Raw genomic sequence first — 16,916 nt, 5'->3', positions numbered from 1 at the left:
GGACGTCGTGTCCGTGCGGCCCCGAGGGGGTTTCGGTGTGGTGTGTGCCCGTGACTCCGGTTCGGCCCCGCGGGTGCCGACGCGGTTTTTCCGGCGGGCGCCGCGCGCCTCAGACGCGCCGCATGACCGCCACCACACGGCCCAGGATGGTCGCGTCGTCGCCGGGAATGGGCTCGTACGCCGAGTTGTGCGGCATCAGCCACCGGTGCCCGTCGCGGTGGCGGAGACGTTTCACCGTCGCCTCACCGTCGAGCATCGCCGCGACGATGTCGCCGTTCTCGGCGACCGGCTGGCGGCGCACCGCGACGTAGTCGCCGTCCATGATCGCGGCCTCGATCATCGAGTCGCCGCTCACCTTCAGGAGGAACACCTCGCCGTCGCCCACCAGTTGGCGGGGGAGCGGGAAGACGTCCTCGACGGACTGCTCGGCGAGGATCGGGCCGCCCGCGGCGATCCGGCCGACGACCGGGACGTACGACGCAGCGGGCCGGTCGGCGGTGTTCCCGTTGCTCGCGGCGGCGCTCCCCGCCGCGCCGGCCGCGGCGGGGGTGACCCGGCCGCCGTCCGGCGAGCGGACCTCGTACGCGCGTGGGCGGTGCGGATCACGGCGCAAATAACCCTTGCGCTCCAGAGCCATGAGCTGGTGCGCGACCGACGATGTGCTCGACAGGCCGACCGCCTCGCCGATCTCGCGCATGCTCGGCGGATAGCCGCGCGATTCCACGGAGGCGCGGATCACCTCCAGAACGCGCTTCTGGCGTGCCGTCAGGCCGTTGGCCCCGCGGCTCGGCAGCGACCGCACCTGAGCCGATTCCGACCTGTCCCCCCCGGGTGCGTCCGTTGCTGTCGCGGTGTTCCGGGCTGCACTCGCAAAGGCCGGAGGCTGGATGCCTCCGGGGGCTTCTCCGGACACGGGTTTCCCCTCTCGACGGATTACTCGCACACGGAGAACGGTAGCTGGGTTCGAAAGGTTGCGCCAAACACACGTTCGAGTGAATTTGAACTAATCCGCCTGCGACGATCTCGGCGGGCGTAGTAGTAAACCGTACAGGTATTCGAATCTCTTTCGCCGCCGACCCGTCCGTCGGCCGGTTTCGCGGACCCGGCGCGGGTGTCTTTCGGGTATCCCCAGGATGTCCCGGAGGAGTCGCGGGGTCGTCCCGGAGACGTCGTGCGGTGTGTCCCCGGGGTCCGCGCGACGCGACATCCGGTGCGACACGCCCCCATCGGATGAATTTTCCGCAAGCTCTCCCAGGCCGTCCCAGGATGACCTGCGCGGATGACGACAGGTCGCGCCGAGGTCTCCCAGCGTCAGTGTGTCGGCTTGCGGCGCCCCCGGCCGAGCCTTACGGTAGCCACTACATCTTGTGGTGCCCGCTAGGGAGAAAACCCACAAGTTGTGGTCGCCTTATATACCACATCCCGAAGCGCACCAAGCGACACCCCGCCGCGCACAGCCCGGCGAGGCCCTCGGAGAGAATCGCCGGGGCGCGGGAGGCGACACCGCGACACCCACGGAGCGACACCCCGCGCACCCCGCCGTGCGCCCCGGTGCCGCACCGACAGACGGCAGATACTCAGGGGAGGACCACACAGTCATGCACTGCCCCTTCTGCCGACGGCCCGACAGCCGCGTCGTCGACAGCCGGACAACCGACGATGGTGCCGCCATCCGCCGCCGCCGCTCCTGCCCCGACTGCGGGCGCCGGTTCACCACCATCGAGTCCGCCTCGCTGATCGTCGTCAAGCGCAGCGGCGTCACCGAGCCCTTCAGCCGCGACAAGGTCGTCACCGGAGTCCGCAAGGCGTGCCAGGGCCGACCGGTCACGGAGGACGCCCTCGCCCAACTCGGGCAGCGCGTCGAGGAGGCGGTGCGCGCCACCGGCTGCGCCGAGCTCAGCACCCACGAGGTCGGCCTCGCGATCCTCGGCCCGCTCCGCGAACTGGACGAAGTGGCCTATATGCGCTTCGCATCCGTTTATCGCGCATTTGACTCGCTTGAGGACTTCGAGGCCGAGATCGCGCTGCTGCGCACCGGCGTCGCCGACGACCTCGCCGCCGGCTCCGCGGCACGGCCCCTCGCGGACCGGCCCCCCAGGCAGGGGGGATCGATTTCGGCCACGGACGGCCGACAACAGCAGAACACCGAGCCCGCGCCCGGCGCCGGGCCCGCGGCCGGCTGAACGCACGCAGCCGCACACCGCACGAAACCCAGGTGGGACGAACGACGGACCACCCGATCGGGCATGCCGGAATCCCCGACGGTGCCCTCGGCGTTGTTCAGGAGGAGATACGTATGACAGAGACGACGAGCGGCTCAGCACGTGGCGCGGGTCGGGCCAAGCCCGGCAAGGGCCTGCGGATCGAGCGCGTGTACACGACCCCCGGAACCCACCCGTACGACGAGGTGGCCTGGGAGCGCCGTGACGTCGTCATGACCAACTGGCGCGACGGTTCGGTCAACTTCGAACAGCGTGGCGTCGAGTTCCCCGACTTCTGGTCGGTGAACGCGGTCAACATCGTGACGAGCAAGTACTTCCGCGGCGCGGTCGGCAGCGACCAGCGCGAGTGGAGCCTGAAGCAGCTCATCGACCGGGTCGCGAAGTCCTACCGGAAGGCCGGTGAGAACAACAACTACTTCGCCTCGCCCGCCGACGCCGAGATCTTCGAACACGAGCTGACGCACGCCCTCCTCCACCAGGTCTTCAGCTTCAACTCGCCGGTCTGGTTCAACGTCGGCACCGCGCAGCCCCAGCAGGTCAGCGCCTGCTTCATCCTGTCCGTCGACGACACGATGGAGTCGATCCTCGACTGGTACAAGGAAGAGGGCCTGATCTTCAAGGGCGGCTCCGGCGCCGGCCTCAACCTCTCCCGCATCCGGTCCAGCAAGGAACTGCTGTCCTCCGGCGGCAACGCCTCGGGCCCGGTCTCCTTCATGCGCGGCGCCGACGCGTCCGCCGGCACCATCAAGTCGGGCGGCGCCACCCGCCGCGCCGCCAAGATGGTCGTCCTCGACGTCGACCACCCCGACATCGAGGACTTCATCGAGACCAAGGTCAAGGAAGAGGAAAAGATCCGCGCGCTGCGCGACGCGGGCTTCGACATGGACCTGGGCGGCGAGGACATCACGTCCGTCCAGTACCAGAACGCCAACAATTCCGTCCGCGTCTCGAACGAATTCATGGACGCCGTGGAATCGGGCTCCGAATTCGGCCTGCGGGCGCGCATGACCGGCGACGTCATCGAGACGGTCGACGCCCGGCGGCTGTTCCGCAAGATGGCCGAGGCGGCCTGGGCCTGCGCGGACCCGGGAATCCAGTACGACGACACGATCAACCACTGGCACACGTGCCCGGAGTCGGGGCGGATCACGGCGTCGAACCCGTGCAGCGAGTATTTGCACATCGACAATTCGTCGTGCAACCTCGCGTCGCTCAATCTCATGAAGTTCCTGCGCGACGACGACACGTTCGACATCGAGAAGTTCACCAAGGTCGTCGAGCTGGTCATCACCGCGATGGACATCTCGATCTGCTTCGCCGACTTCCCGACGCGGAAAATCGGCGAGAACACCCGCGCCTTCCGGCAACTCGGCATCGGGTACGCCAACCTCGGTGCCCTGCTCATGGCGACCGGCCACGCGTACGACAGCGACGGCGGCCGGGCGCTCGCCGGCGCGGTCACCTCGCTGATGACCGGCACCGCGTACAAGCGCTCCGCCGAACTGGCCGCGATCGTCGGCCCGTACGACGGCTACGCCCGCAACGCGGCGCCGCACAAGCGCGTCATGAAGCAGCACGCGGACGCGAACGACAGCGCCAAGCGCATGGACGACCTCGACACCCCCGTGTGGGACGCGGCGACGAAGGTGTGGAAGGACGTTCTCAAGCTCGGCGAGAAGAACGGCTTCCGCAACGCCCAGGCGTCGGTGCTCGCACCCACCGGCACCATCGGCCTGATGATGGACTGCGACACCACCGGCGTCGAACCGGACCTGGCGCTGGTCAAGTTCAAGAAGCTGGTCGGCGGCGGCTCGATGCAGATCGTGAACAACACGGTCACGCGCGCGCTGCGCAAGCTGGGCTACCAGGACGAGCAGGCCGAGGCCATCGTCGAGTACATCGGCGAGCACGGCCACGTCGTCGACGCGCCGAGCCTCAAGCCGGAGCACTACGAGGTCTTCGACTGCGCGATGGGCGAGCGCGCGATCGCCCCGATGGGCCACGTCCGCATGATGGCCGCCGCCCAGCCGTTCCTGTCGGGCGCGATCTCCAAGACCGTGAACCTGCCGGAGAACGCGTCGGTCGAGGACATCGAGCGCATCTACCTCGAAGGCTGGAAGCTCGGGACGAAGGCGCTCGCGGTCTACCGAGACAACTGCAAGGTCGGGCAGCCCCTTGCCGCGAAGAAGAAGGACGCGGAGGCCGAGGAGAAGCCCGTCACGGTCGAGAAGGTCGTCGAATACCGCCCGGTCCGCAAGCGCCTCCCCAAGAGCCGCTCCGGCATCAGCACCTCCTTCTCGGTCGGCGGCGCCGAGGGCTACATGACGGCCAACTCCTACCCGGACGACGGTCTGGGCGAGGTGTTCCTCAAGATGTCGAAGCAGGGCTCGACCCTCGCCGGCATGATGGACGCCTTCTCGATCGCCGTCTCGGTGGGCCTGCAATACGGCGTGCCGCTGGAGACCTACGTCGCGAAGTTCACGAACATGCGCTTCGAGCCGGCCGGCCTCACGGACGACCCGGACGTGCGGATGGCGCAGTCGATCGTCGACTACATCTTCCGCCGCCTGGCCCTCGACCACCTGCCGTTCGAGACGCGTTCCGCGCTCGGCATCCACTCGGCCGAGGAGCGCCAGCGCCACCTCGACACCGGCTCGTACGAGGCGCCGGAGGCCGAGGACCAGGACGAGGACGTCACCACCGAGTCCTACGCCCAGTCCGCCCCGCGCGAGCACAAGCCGAGCCCGCCGGAGCTCAAGGTCCTCCCCGCGACGGTCCACTCCTCGACCGAACTCCTGGAGGCCCACCAGGGCCGCAGCGCCGACGCGCCGCTGTGCTTCTCCTGCGGCATCAAGATGCGCCCGGCCGGCAGCTGCTACCTCTGCGAGGGCTGCGGCTCCACCAGCGGCTGCAGCTGACGGACCGACGGTCCGACGGGCCGGTGTCGGAGGGCACAACTCCGACACCGGCCCGTCGGCCTTCCGGGCAGGGCTCGCGCGGATCGACGCACACGTACGTCGTCCCGTGACCGCTGCCGAAACCGTCGTGGCGAGCGGCGCCTGACCGGCCGGCCCGGATCCGCGCCGCCGCACGCCGCGCGTCCGCCGGAGGCGCGAGAGCGGGAGCCGACGCGATCGGCTCCCGCTCCCGGTGCCCGGGAAGTCGCCCGGGCGACGCGGCTCAACCCGCGATTTGAGCGTCTTTTTCGGCGCGGCGGGCGAAGACGGATTCCCGCATCGACTCCATCTTCTTGAGGGCGTCCTTGCGGTCGCGCTTGGAGAGGCGGTCGATGTAGAGGTAGCCGTTGAGGTGGTCGGTCTCGTGTTGGAGGCAGCGGGCGAAGTAGCCCGTGCCCTCGATCACGAGGGGGTTGCCGTCCTTGTCGACGCCTCGGGCTATGGCGCGGTCGGGGCGCGCGAGGTCCTTGTTGGGGCCCGGGACGGACAGGCAGCCTTCTCCGGCCTCCTCCAAGTGCCTTTCGGAGGCCGGGAGTTCGTCGATCACGGGGTTGAGGATGTGACCGACGTGGCGGTTGCCGTCCTCGTCGGTGCAGTCGTATACGAACAGGCGGATGCCGACGCCGACCTGGTTGGCGGCGAGGCCGACGCCGTCGGCGACGTACATGGTGCGGAACATGTCGTCGATGAGCTTTTCCAGCTCCGGCGTCCCGAACTCGGTGATCTCGGCGCAGGGGTGGTGCAGCACGTCCTCGCCGACGACGGTGATGCGCAGTGTCTCGGCGCGTTCCGTTCCGGGGGCGAAGTCCGGGTAGCTGTCGACCGGTTGTCCTTGGACGAAGATCCGGGCCCCAGTGCGGCTGCTGGTGTGGTTGTGCGGCTCGGACATCGCGGTTGTGCCTTTCGGTGGTAGGCCGATGGGTGTGCGGTGGCCTGCGGGTGGACCGCGGGGGAGTCCAACATCCTGCCATGGGTGCGGGGTCCGCAGGACGGACGGGGTTTTCCGTCAGGGCAGCAGCGCGGAGACCTTGGCGCTGACGGTGACCGGGCCCGGGGTGCCGACGGTGACGCGCGTCCAGTGGTCGGGGGTGGGGGACAGCGTGACGCCGGAGCGGCCGGTGGTGAACCACGCGGTGTAGCGGACGCGCATGGTGAAGGTGCCGGGCGCGTCGGCGGTGAACGTGAAGCTGCTCGGGGTGAGTTCGGTGAGTCGTCCGGGCCCGTCCAGCAGCGGGGTGGCGTCGGTGACCTCCCAGACGCGCCAGTGGTCGTCGGACCAGACCGGGCGCAGCCCCTCGGCGCCCGCGCGCAGGATCTCGGCCTCGCGGTAGGCGGACGGGTCCAGGGGGACGTCGGGGAGTGCGACGTACCGGACGCCGGTCTCCAGGAGCCAGTCGCGGTACTCGGCGGCGGTCATGTCGCTCTTGTAGAGGATCTGGTTGCGCCCGCGGTCGAGTTGGCGTTCCCAGCCGCGCGCGAGCGGCATGTGTTCGGCGACGTAGACGCTCTCCCAGTGGCCGCGGGTGAAGGGGATCTCGACGCGTCCCACGGGTTGGTTGTGGGTGGTGAGGAATTCGAGCATGCCGGCGTAGTAGTCGTTGTGGTCGGCGGCGCTGTCGGCGAAGTCGTGCGCGACGGCGATGCTCGCGGAGGACAGTTGCCACGCGAGCAGGGGGACGGAGAGCAGGGCGACGAGGCGGCGGCGGCCGAGGGAGAGCAGGACGACGGCGGCCAGCGGCCCGGCCATGAGTTCACCGAGGCGGGCGACGTTGCCGCCGACCGCGCTGGGGACGAGGTAGAGGACGGTCCCGGAGGCCGCGTAGAGCCACAGGAAGCGGCGTGCGGTGCGGTGCCCGGCGGGCAGCAGGCACAGGCCGACGGCGGCGAAGCCGAGGATCGCCCCGAGCCGCCACAGGGGGTAGCCGAAGTCGCCGGTCTGGGGGAAGACGAGTGCCGGGATCAGTCCGGCCGCGGCGGGGGCGAAGCTGAGGCGGGTGGCCCAGACGCGTTCCTCGGGGACCCACGCGAGTATCGCCATGAGCAGGAAGGCCCCGGCGAGGGGGCTGGCGAGCCCGCACAGCAGCGCGGCGGAGGAGGTCAGCAGGGGGCGGCCCGCGCGGGCCGCGAGGAAGGCGAGAAGCGCGGCGGCGACGCCGAGTGCGAACGGGGTGCGGCCGATGAGGTATTCGACGCTGATGACGGAGGCGAACCACAGCGAGGCGACGCGGCGGGGCAGTCCCGCCGTGCCGATCCGCAGGCGTCCCCAGGCCCAGGCGGCGACGACGCAGGACGCGGCGGTGAGGGTGCGCGTGCCGACGGCTCCGGCGAGGGCGGGCGTGACGACGCTGTAGCCGGGGAGGAGGTGGCCGCCGTACCACTGGTTGTTCCACAGGACGGCGCCGTGTTCGCGGACGAGCCAGGCGCGGAACATCTGCGCGGGCCAGTCGGGGCCGTGCAGCCCGGACGCGGTGAGCAGGCCGACGAGGGCGAGGGTGACGAGGTAGGGCCGGTCGCCGAGCCCGGCCGCGAGGCCGCGCACACGGGTGCGGACGCGCAGGCCGGCGCCGGCATGCGGGACCGGGGGGACCGCGGGGGTACTGGTCACGCGGGCACCCCGCCGTGCTCGGCGCCGCGGTCGCGAAGCGCGTGTTCCCGGGGGGTTCGCCCGCTTCGCTGCCTCATGCGTGCCGAGTTTTCCAGAAGACGCGGTCTGGGGTGCGCGCGGCGCCACGGCCGCGGTGTATTCGCGCGCGGCCCGGTGTCGGCGGGAGCCCGGGGCGGTGGTGGGGCACGGCCGGGCGCGCGGCGCCGGTCAGGGGGTGTTGCCGGTGGGAGCCATGCCGCCGTCGACGGCCGGGAGTTCGTCGTCCTCGGGGACCGGCTCGGGAGGGTTCGGCAGCCCGGCGCGGGTGCGCAGGTCGCGGGGGTCGCGGGGGCCTTCGATGCGGCGGATCACGGAGAGCGCGGCGGCGTTGAAGGCCTCGACGAGGGCGTGGCCGTCGTCGGCGGCCCATTCGGCGCGCTGGACGGCGTGCATGTTGTGGTCGGTCTCGCACCAGCAGGCGACCTCGACCGTCGCGGTGACGCTGACGCCGGCGCCTTCCTGGTGCCAGACGTCCAGTCCGAGTTCGAGCCAGTCGCCGTCGGATTCGTACAGCAGCAGCGCGGTGCCGAGGACGTGCGGCTGGGGCTCCGGATCGGGCCTCGGGTCCGTGGGATCGGGTTCGTTCCAGAACCAGCGTGCCGGGTCGTCGAGGGACCTGCGCAGGTCGAGGGCTCTCGCGGCGGCGATGAGGCGTTCGCGGCCGGAGTCGTCGAGCTGCGGGAACAGCCGTTCGAACGGGATGTCCGAGGCCGGGCGTTCGGTCGGGGGCACGCGGGCATTCTGCCGTGCCGTGGGGTCGCCTCGTCAATGTCGGATGCGTGATCGACCGGTCTTCGGGTGTGTTCTCCGGGGTTTCGGGGGTGTCCGTTTTCTTCCGCGCGGCTTTGTGGCCTGGGGGGATGGCGTGTTCGGTGGGATGTCGAGGCCCGGTGGCGCGGCCTGCGGATTTTGTCGGCGGTTTGCGTGGCGGGCCGGTTCCCGGGCGGCGCGCGGACGGTCGTCCGGGCAGCACGCGGCGGCGCCCGCAGAGTGCCGCGCGCGGGAAACGCGCGGGGGCGTGTCACGGACGCCGGACGGGCGTCGACCGGGCGTCGACCGGGCGTCGACCGGGTGTGGTGCGTGTGGTGCGCGGGAGACCCGGCGGTACCTGTGGTGCCTATGGTGCCTGTGTCGGCCGGCAGTGGTCCACGGCGGGTCAGGGCAGCATTTTGGTCAGCTCGGCGCGGATCGTCACGGGACCGGGCGCGTCCACGACGATCTGCGTCCATTCGTCGTCCTTGTCGGCCTTGATCTCGACGCCCTTGCGGTCGGCGACGAACGACGGCGTGGGGTGGATGCGCACCGTGAAGCTTCCGGGCGCGTCCGCGACGAACGAGAACTCCGACGGCGTGAGGCTGGTGAGGGTGCCCGGCCCCTCGAGGAGCGGAGTGGGGTCGACGACCTCCCAGACCTGCCAGTGCTGGTCGGACCAGACGGGCTTGAGCCAGGGCACCCCGGACTTGAGCAGTTCGACCTCGGGCCGGGCGGAGTTGTCGATCGGCACGTCGGGCAGCGCGACGAACCGGACGCCCATCTCCTCGACCCACTGCCGGTACTCGGGCGCGGTCAGCATCTCCTGGTACAGAACGCCGTTGAAGTGGCGGTCGAGCTGGCGCTCCCAGCCGCGCGCGAGGGGCATCTTGTCGGCGACGTACACGCTCTCCCAGTGGCCGCGCGTGAAGGGGATCTCGATGCGGCCGACGGGCTGGTTGGCCTGTTCGAGGTAGGTGAGCAGGCCGGTGTAGTACTGGGACTTCTCGCCCTTGCTGTCCGCTCGGTCGTTGCTGATGGCGATCGCGGCCGACTGGAAGCCCCAGACCAGCAGCGGGACGGCGAGGATCGCGACGAGGCGGCGGCGGCCGAGGGAGAGCAGCGCGACGGCCATCATGGGCCCGGCGACCATTTCGCCGAGGCGGGCGAGGTTGCCGCCCAGCGTGCTCGGGACGAAGAAGAAGACGATGGCCGCGCCGGCGTACAGCACGAGGAAGCGGCGTCCCGTGCGCTGCGAGGGCGGCAGCAGCCACAGTCCGACCGCGGCGAGCGCGATGATCGGCCAGAACCGCCACCACGGGAACGGGAAGGTGCCCTCGTCCCGGAAGATCATGGCGATGAGCAGGCCGACGGCCGCGGGGGCGAACGTGAACCGGGTGAGCCACACCTTCTCGCGCGGCACCCAGGCGAGCGCCGCCATGAGCAGGAAGGCCGCCGCCAGGGGGCTCGCCAGGCCGGAGACGAGGGCCGCGAGGCCGGTCAGGTACCGGTACTGGTTGCGGGCGGCGAGGATCGCGAGCAGCCCGGCGGCGACCCCGAGCGCGAACGGCGTACGGCCGATGAGGTAGTCGATCGAGGCCATGACCGCGAACCAGACGCTGCCGACCCGGCGGGCGAGGAGGTTGCGGCCGACGTCGAGCTTGGACCAGGCCCACGCCGAGACCAGGCACGACAGCGCGGTCAGGGTGCGGGTGCCGATGCTGCCGGCGATCAGGGGTGTGATGACGCTGTAGCCCGGCAGGGAGTGGCCGCCGTACCACTGGTTGTTCCACAGCAGCGCGTTGTGCTCCTCCACGAGCTTGGCGCGGAAGATCTGGGCGGGCCAGTCCGGTCCGGACAGGCCCAACACGCTGATGAGGCCGATGAGTGCGGCCGTGATCAGGTAGGGCCGGTCGGCTATCGCGATGCCCGCCGACCTCAGTCGTCGGAGCATCGTCGAGTCGGCACGGCCTGCTGCCGGCGTCGCGGAGGCATCGGTGGTCACATAAGCGGAGTCTTCCAGACGGCGGCGCCCGGCACTTCGGCGAGGACCGAAAAGCAGGTTTTTGCGATACTTGCTCCTTTTGGCAGTGGATTTCATGCTTTGGGGTGTGGTGACGACCGCAGTGCGGTACGCGGGGCACGCCGAGCGGCGGATCAGTGACGGGAGTCACACTGTTTTCGCGTGGTTTTCCCGCGGGTCTCACGCTGTTCTTACGCCGTTCTCACACAGTGCGCCGCGTCCCGCCGTGGGCCCGCGGGGCCCGGTCGCGGACCAGCACCGCCGCGAGAGCCCCGAGCAGTGACAGCGCGGCACCGAGGGCGAGCACCCGCTCGCCGCCCGCGGCGAGCGCGTCGACGGGCGTGCCGCCGGGGGCGGACTGCACGACGGCGACGACGAGTGCGCCGCCCAGCGAGGAGCCGGTGTAACGCGCGGTGTTCGACGCCCCGGCGCCCATGCCGGCGCGGTCCGGGGGCACGCTCTCGACCGCGAGGCGCGTCGTGGCGGCGTTGAGCAAACCCAGGCCGACGCCCGCGACCAGGAGGCCGGGGACGACGACGCCCCACGAGGAGCCGGGGGACAGCGTGAGCAGGCCGAGGAATCCGGCGCCGATCACCCCCAGGCCGAGGGCCAGCTGCCGCCGGGCGCTGACCCGGGCGGACACGCGTCCGGCCGCGAGCGACACGACGACCGAGGCGCCGGACCAGAAGGCGAGCAGCGCGGCCGCCTGGAGCGGCGTGAGGTCCAGGAGGCCCTGGAACAGCGTGGGCAGGTAGGACGCGACCGCGATGACGCCCACGCCAGTGATGAGCGATCCGAGGATGGACACCCGGAAGACGGGGTTGCGCAGCAGGCGCGGGTCGACCATCGGGTCGCGGCCACGCAGCGCGGTCGCGGCGTACCCGGTGAGGAGGAGGGCCGCGGAGCCGAGCAGCACCGCCACGGTCGGGCGGCCCCAGCCCTGGCGGCCTTCGACGAGGGCGGCGGTCAGCGTGCCGATGCCGCCCCCGAGGGTGAGGGCGCCGAGCGGGTCGAGGCCGCGGCGCACGGCCGCGCGTGACTCGGGCATGACGGTCGCGGCGACCGCGAGGAGGAGCGCGGCGGCGGCGTGCGCCCAGTAGGGGGACGCGTACCCGGCGACGCGCGTGAGTTCCGCGGTGGCGAGGGGACCGACGGCCACGCCCGCGCCGAAGGTGGCACCGACCAGCGCGGTGGCCCGGACGCGTGCGGGGCCGGTGGGGAACGCGTGTCCGACGAGGCCGAGTCCGGCGGCGAGGAGTGCGGAGCCGGCGACGCCCTGGAGGATCCGGCCGACGACGAAGACGGCGAGTGACCCGGCGAGTGCGGTGAGGGCGGAGGCGGCGGCCAGGCCCACGGCGCCGGCGACGAAGACACGGCGGCGGCCGAGCGCGTCGGCGAGGCTTCCCGCGGTCAGCTGGGTCGCGGAGAGCCCGAGGCTGATGGAGCTGAGGATCCAGGCCGGCCCCGTGGGGCCGCTGTGCAGGTGGCGGACGGTGTCGGGCAGCACCGCGAGGGGCGCGGTGTACGTCATCAGGGCGAGCAGGGTGGCGGCGCTGACGACGGCGAGGGTGGCGGCCGGGCGTGGAGGGCGGTCGCGGGCCGGCGGCCCGGCGGCGGTTTCCCGGTTTCCCGGGGCGGTGGGCGGGCGCGGTGCGGCGGCGGGCGGCGTCGTGGCGGACGCGGCGGATGTCTCGGGCATGTGTGGCCCCCTGGGGACGCCGACCCGGTGTCGGGCGGCTCGGTGCGGCAGGGCTGGGCGGTCGCGGGGCTCGTGCGAGGCACGGCCCCCGTTGGTTCGTTCATTGAACTCACAAGGGCGAGAGCGACCCTAGCACCATCGGTTCAGTAAATGAACTGATGGGCTAGGCTGGCCCGCATGGCACTCGGCAAGGACTACGCCGGTCAGCAGTGCGCTTTGGCCCGCGCCCTCGAACTCGTCGGCGAACGCTGGACGCTGCTCGTGGTGCGCGACGTCTTCTACGGAGTCCGGCGCTTCAGCGACTTCCAGGCCCACTTGGACATCCCGCGCGCCGTCCTCACCGCACGGCTGTCCGTGCTGGTCGACGCGGGCGTGCTGCTGCGCCGCCGCTACCAGGACTCCCCGCCGCGCGACGAGTACGACCTCACCGACACCGGGCGCGCCCTGTGGCCGGCGATCTTCGCCCTCACCCAGTGGGCGCTGGAGTACGTCCCCTCGGCGGCCGGCGCGATCCGCGAGTTCGCCCACCTGCCGTGCGACCGCGTCGTCGACCGGACCGGCGCGTGCCCCGCGTGCCGACGCATCGCCCCCGTCGAGGAACTGGAGATGCGGCCTGGGCCGGGCATCCTCGGACACACGCGCACCGACCCCGTCACCCTCGCGCTGCGCCGCCCGCACCGGCTGCTGGAGCCGCTCGACCTCTCCGCTCCCACCGCCCGCGCCTGAACGTCCGCACCGCGTCGTCCGCGGTGCGAGACCGGCCCTCGGCAGCCGCCCCGGCGTGTACCGCAGCCAATAAGGTGTCAGCGGCGGTCGCGGCCCGGCCGCCGGGGCGATCGGGCGCCGGGGGCGGCACCGGAGGCGGGAAGGGGCGTGGGCGTGAGGGCTGCGTATCTGCGGGCGGTCACCGCGGTCGGAGCGCTCGTCGCGCTGTACGTCGCGATCGCACTGCCGTTCGTCGTCGTCGCCCTGTGTGTCGCCGGGCTCTTGGCCGGTGCGGAGCTGTTCACCTCCGGCGAGGCGGTGCTCGTCGCCGAAGTGGTGATCGCCCTCGTGGCCCTGCTCCTCGAACTGGTCGGTCCGCGCCGCCTGCCCGCGGGCGTCTCCGTCGGCCCGCGCGACCAGCCGCACCTGTGGGAGCTCGTCCGCGCGACCGCCCGTGACCTGCACGTCCCGGAACCCGACGGCATCGTGCTCACCGGCGGCGCGTCCGTCGGCCTGCGCGCGGTGCGCCGCCCGGGCATCTCGCTGCACCGCCACCTCGTCCTCGGCTGCGCGGTGCCGGACAACCTGAGCGAGCGGAAGCTGCGCGCGGTGATCGCGGTGGCGCTCGGCGACCTGCGCCGACGCCGCCCGCCGCTGCCCGACCGCATCGCGCTGCACGGCGTCGACGCGGCGTACGGCCTCGCCGACGCGCTGCGCGGGCGCGGTGCGCTCGGGGACGCCGCCGAGCGGTTCGCCGACCGCTACGCCGAGCTGTGCGCGCCGGTCGCCGAGCTGCAGGCGCGCGTCCGCGACCGGTTCGCCGCCGGCGTCTACGGCACCGACACGATCGCCGAAGGGCTCGACGCGCTGCGGCGGCTGCGTACCGCCTGGGGCTGGTACCGGAGGGACTACGTCGACGCCGGCCTCGTCTGCGGCTGCCTGCCCGCGGACCCGCTCGGCGACCTCAGGGCCCTGGTCGCCGAACCGGGCCGGGCCGCCGCGCTCGCCGCGCCCCCGTCCGACACCGACCCCCTGGCCGTACGCGCCGGACGGCTGCGCGCCCGGCCGCTGCCCGCCAAGGTGCCCCTGCGCGATGACGCCGCGGCCACGGCGGCACCCGGCCTCGCCGACCCCCGGCGCGTGACGTCGCACCTGCACGCGTACCTCGTCCTCGCGGACGCCGAGGGGTTCACGCCCGACGCCTTCGAGGCGCTGGACGCGCTGGCGGTCCTCGACCGCGACGCATACCTCCGGCAGGTCAACGGCTACCGCGCGGCGTACCGCGCCGCGAGGCTCGCCCCGGCCGCCCGGCGCGCGGGAGCCGACATGCCCGTCACCCTCGGCGGTGTGCTCGCCCTGCTGCTGGAGGGGCGCGGCGCGCGGCTGGCCCGCGAGTACGACGCGCGCGCCGGAGCCGCCGACTCCGACGCCGGCTCCGCCGCCGACGAACCGGCGGACACCGGGTCCGGTACGTCGGCGCCCGGCGCCGCGGACGACCTCCCCGGCACCGGCGCGACCCCGCCCTCGGCCGCCGCCCTCGCCGCGCTGCTCGCGTGCGCGTGGGTGGACGCCGGAAGCGCCCGCTGGAAGCCGACCTGGTCCGGACGCGACGAGGTCACCGCACTCGACGGCACACCCGTGGACCTGGCCGGACCCGCCGACCGCGCGCTCGCGGGCCCGGACGGCGCGCACGCGTTGCGTGCCGCACTCGCCGACGACGGGGTGTCGCTCTACTACGAGGCGCGCGTGCCGAAACTCGCCGCCACGAAGGAACGCGAAACCGCCGCCGGGCACCGGTGATTCGCGTGGGTCGCGCGGTATGCGGCGAGATGTCCCGCACGCGGGTCCGACGCCCCCGACGAGGCCGATAGCCTGAAGGGGTGACCATCCCTGAGCAGCCTCGTATGACGGCCGCGCGAGCCGCGGACGCCGCGGGCCGGGCTGCCGAGGCCGCGAAGCCGGCCGACGCCGCGCAAGCCGTCAAAGCCGTAAGGGCGGCCCAAGCCGGCAAGACCGCGAAGACCGCCAGGGGCGCGAAGACCGCCAAAACCGGTAAGGCCGCCAAGACTTCCAGGGCCGCGAGGACCGCCGCGTCCCGGAAGGCCGCCGGCCCCACCGACGCCATCGAGGGCGAACTGCGCGCTTCCGGCGCTCTGGTGGTCGCCGGTGTCGACGAGGTCGGGCGCGGCGCGTGGGCCGGTCCGGTCGTCGTCGGCGCGGCCGTGTCCGCACCCGCCGCGCCGCCGTCCGGCCTGACCGACTCGAAACTGCTCACCGCCAAGCGCCGCGAGGAGCTGGCCCCCCAACTCGCCGCGTGGGCGACGGCCCACGCGTTCGGCGCCGCGTCGCCCGAGGAGATCGACGCCCTCGGGATGACCGCCGCGCTGCGCCTCGCCGCGGTGCGCGCCCTCGAAGCGCTCCCTGTTCGGCCGGACGCCGTCGTGCTCGACGGCAGCCACGACTTCCTCGGCGACCCGTGGCGGGTGCGCACGGTCGTCAAGGGCGACCAGGTCTGCGTCGGCGTCGCCGCGGCATCGGTGCTGGCGAAGGTGTACCGCGATCGCCTCATGGCCGAACTCGGGGCGGATCACCCGGAGTTCGCCTTCGACGACAACGCCGGCTATCCGTCGCCGGTGCACCAGGCGGCGCTGGGCGAGTTCGGGCCGACGCCGTACCACCGGTTGTCGTGGGCGTATCTCGACAATCTGCCGCGCTGGCGCCACCTCAAGATCGTGCGCTCCGTCCTCGAGGACGCCGGGCAGACCGCGCTCGACATCTGACCGGCCGTCAGCACCTCTGTGCCGGCGGCGCCGTGCGCGAGTTCGCGCCACCCGGTTCGCGGAATGGGCGCGGCACGATCACGGTTCGGTCCACCCGCGCTCGACAACACGGAGCGGGCGATAGGTTGCCCGGGTGACTGCCTCGATACCTCCCGGCTGGTATGACGACCCTTCCGCACCCGGAATGGAACGCTGGTGGGACGGCGCGCAATGGACCGAGTCCTCGCGCCCGCGCTCCGACAGCGCGCCCGGCGTCCCGCCCGCCCCCGGCATGATGGCGGACCAGATGCCCGGCGCCTTCGCCGGGACGGGGCAGACGCCCTATCCGCCGTACGGTGCGTACGGCCACGGCCCGGGCCCTATCGGCAGCGGTCCGGGCAAACCGGGCAACAACCGTCGCAACGTGATCGTCGGTGCCGTGTCGCTGCTGGTGGCCGCCGGGCTCGTCGCCGCGCTGGTCGTGCTGCTCGGCGGAGGGGACGACGACAAGGCGTCGACGGCGGGCACGCTGTTCGACCCGACCACGGGTGTGTCCATCCCGCAGATCAAGGGCTGGGACGTGCCGAAGCGGTCCGGGGAGCCCACCCACCAGCGGACGGGCCGCATCGCGTGCGAGGACGAACCGTCCGCGGGCCCCTCCGACGACCCGTCGGGCTACCCGTCGGACGACCCCTCGGGCTCGTCGAGCGACGACGACTGCTACCTGGGCGAGGCCGAGGTCATCACCACCTCCGGCAGCTCGCTCGACGGGGTCGTCGACGCGCTCCAGAAGGCGGTCGAGGACGACGACGGCGACAAGCTGCTCAACACCGAGACGTCCGAGCGGATCAAGATCGGCGACACGAACGCCCACGTCCTCGTCTACAAGATCGAGGAGGAAGAGTCCGTCGGCGGCGCGAGGCGGGTGTACTTCATCCAGGCGGTGGTCATCGACGCGGTGGTCGACGGCGACGAGTACCCGGTCGTGATGCCCCGGGTGTACGACCTGCCCAACGCGCCGTCCCGCGCCGTGATGGCGACCATCAGGAACGGCATCGCGATCGGCGTTCCGCAGCCTTCGGCCAGCGCCTCCTGACTCCGGGGCCCAACGGCGCGGGGGTGATCCGGCGTACAGTTCGGTCACCCGCGCGGTGCCC

General features: G+C 72.3%; 12 protein-coding genes. 6 read left to right on the top strand and 6 right to left on the bottom strand.

Annotation, left to right across the window (positions count from 1 at the left end):
* Positions 1–109: 109 nt before the first annotated feature.
* Positions 110–802: a transcriptional repressor LexA gene (gene lexA / locus LO772_RS10075; protein ID WP_231778054.1), complete on the bottom strand. Its 693-nt coding sequence runs from the start codon at positions 800–802 to the stop codon at positions 110–112.
* Positions 803–1,598: 796 nt separating this feature from the next.
* On the opposite strand from lexA, the gene nrdR reads away from it, so the two are divergent.
* Positions 1,599–2,183 carry a transcriptional regulator NrdR gene (nrdR, locus tag LO772_RS10070; RefSeq protein WP_231778053.1) on the top strand — a complete coding sequence of 195 codons (585 nt, stop codon included), beginning with the start codon at positions 1,599–1,601 and terminating at the stop codon, positions 2,181–2,183.
* A gap of 113 nt (positions 2,184–2,296) precedes the next feature.
* Positions 2,297–5,140: a vitamin B12-dependent ribonucleotide reductase gene (locus LO772_RS10065; protein ID WP_231778052.1), complete on the top strand. Its 2,844-nt coding sequence runs from the start codon at positions 2,297–2,299 to the stop codon at positions 5,138–5,140.
* A gap of 262 nt (positions 5,141–5,402) precedes the next feature.
* Here the strand turns inward: LO772_RS10065 and def are convergent, their stop codons facing one another.
* From def to LO772_RS10040, 5 genes are all read right to left on the bottom strand, one after another.
* Entirely contained in the window at positions 5,403–6,068 is a 666-nt protein-coding gene (def, locus tag LO772_RS10060) for a peptide deformylase (RefSeq protein WP_231778051.1), read from the bottom strand.
* Between the two features lie 117 nt (positions 6,069–6,185).
* The gene (locus tag LO772_RS10055) at positions 6,186–7,784 is read right to left on the bottom strand and encodes a hypothetical protein (RefSeq protein ID WP_231778050.1); all 1,599 of its coding nucleotides are present in this window, start codon (positions 7,782–7,784) and stop codon (positions 6,186–6,188) included.
* A gap of 207 nt (positions 7,785–7,991) precedes the next feature.
* Positions 7,992–8,555 (bottom strand): hypothetical protein, encoded by a 564-nt coding sequence (locus tag LO772_RS10050; protein ID WP_231778049.1) that lies wholly within the window; start codon positions 8,553–8,555, stop codon positions 7,992–7,994.
* A 424-nt stretch (positions 8,556–8,979) separates the two neighbouring features.
* Positions 8,980–10,578, bottom strand: coding sequence for a hypothetical protein (locus tag LO772_RS10045; protein ID WP_231778048.1), 1,599 nt, complete (start codon positions 10,576–10,578; stop codon positions 8,980–8,982).
* Between the two features lie 220 nt (positions 10,579–10,798).
* A complete protein-coding gene (locus LO772_RS10040) occupies positions 10,799–12,295 on the bottom strand; it encodes an MFS transporter (protein WP_231778047.1) in 1,497 nt (498 codons plus the stop codon).
* Positions 12,296–12,472: 177 nt separating this feature from the next.
* On the opposite strand from LO772_RS10040, the gene LO772_RS10035 reads away from it, so the two are divergent.
* From LO772_RS10035 to LO772_RS10020, 4 genes are all read left to right on the top strand, one after another.
* Positions 12,473–13,021, top strand: coding sequence for a winged helix-turn-helix transcriptional regulator (locus LO772_RS10035; RefSeq protein WP_231778046.1), 549 nt, complete (start codon positions 12,473–12,475; stop codon positions 13,019–13,021).
* 153 nt (positions 13,022–13,174) lie between these two features.
* Complete coding sequence (locus LO772_RS10030) at positions 13,175–14,800, top strand: hypothetical protein (RefSeq protein WP_231778045.1); 1,626 nt, start codon at positions 13,175–13,177, stop codon at positions 14,798–14,800.
* Positions 14,801–15,123: 323 nt separating this feature from the next.
* Positions 15,124–15,780: a ribonuclease HII gene (locus tag LO772_RS10025; RefSeq protein ID WP_231779485.1), complete on the top strand. Its 657-nt coding sequence runs from the start codon at positions 15,124–15,126 to the stop codon at positions 15,778–15,780.
* Positions 15,781–15,913: 133 nt separating this feature from the next.
* Complete coding sequence (locus tag LO772_RS10020) at positions 15,914–16,855, top strand: DUF2510 domain-containing protein (RefSeq protein WP_231778044.1); 942 nt, start codon at positions 15,914–15,916, stop codon at positions 16,853–16,855.
* Positions 16,856–16,916: the final 61 nt, after the last annotated feature.

It is taken from the genome of Yinghuangia sp. ASG 101, assembly GCF_021165735.1.
GTDB lineage: Bacteria > Actinomycetota > Actinomycetes > Streptomycetales > Streptomycetaceae > Yinghuangia.
Note: the sequence above shows the minus strand (reverse complement) of the source record. Positions and strands in the feature narration are given on the sequence as shown.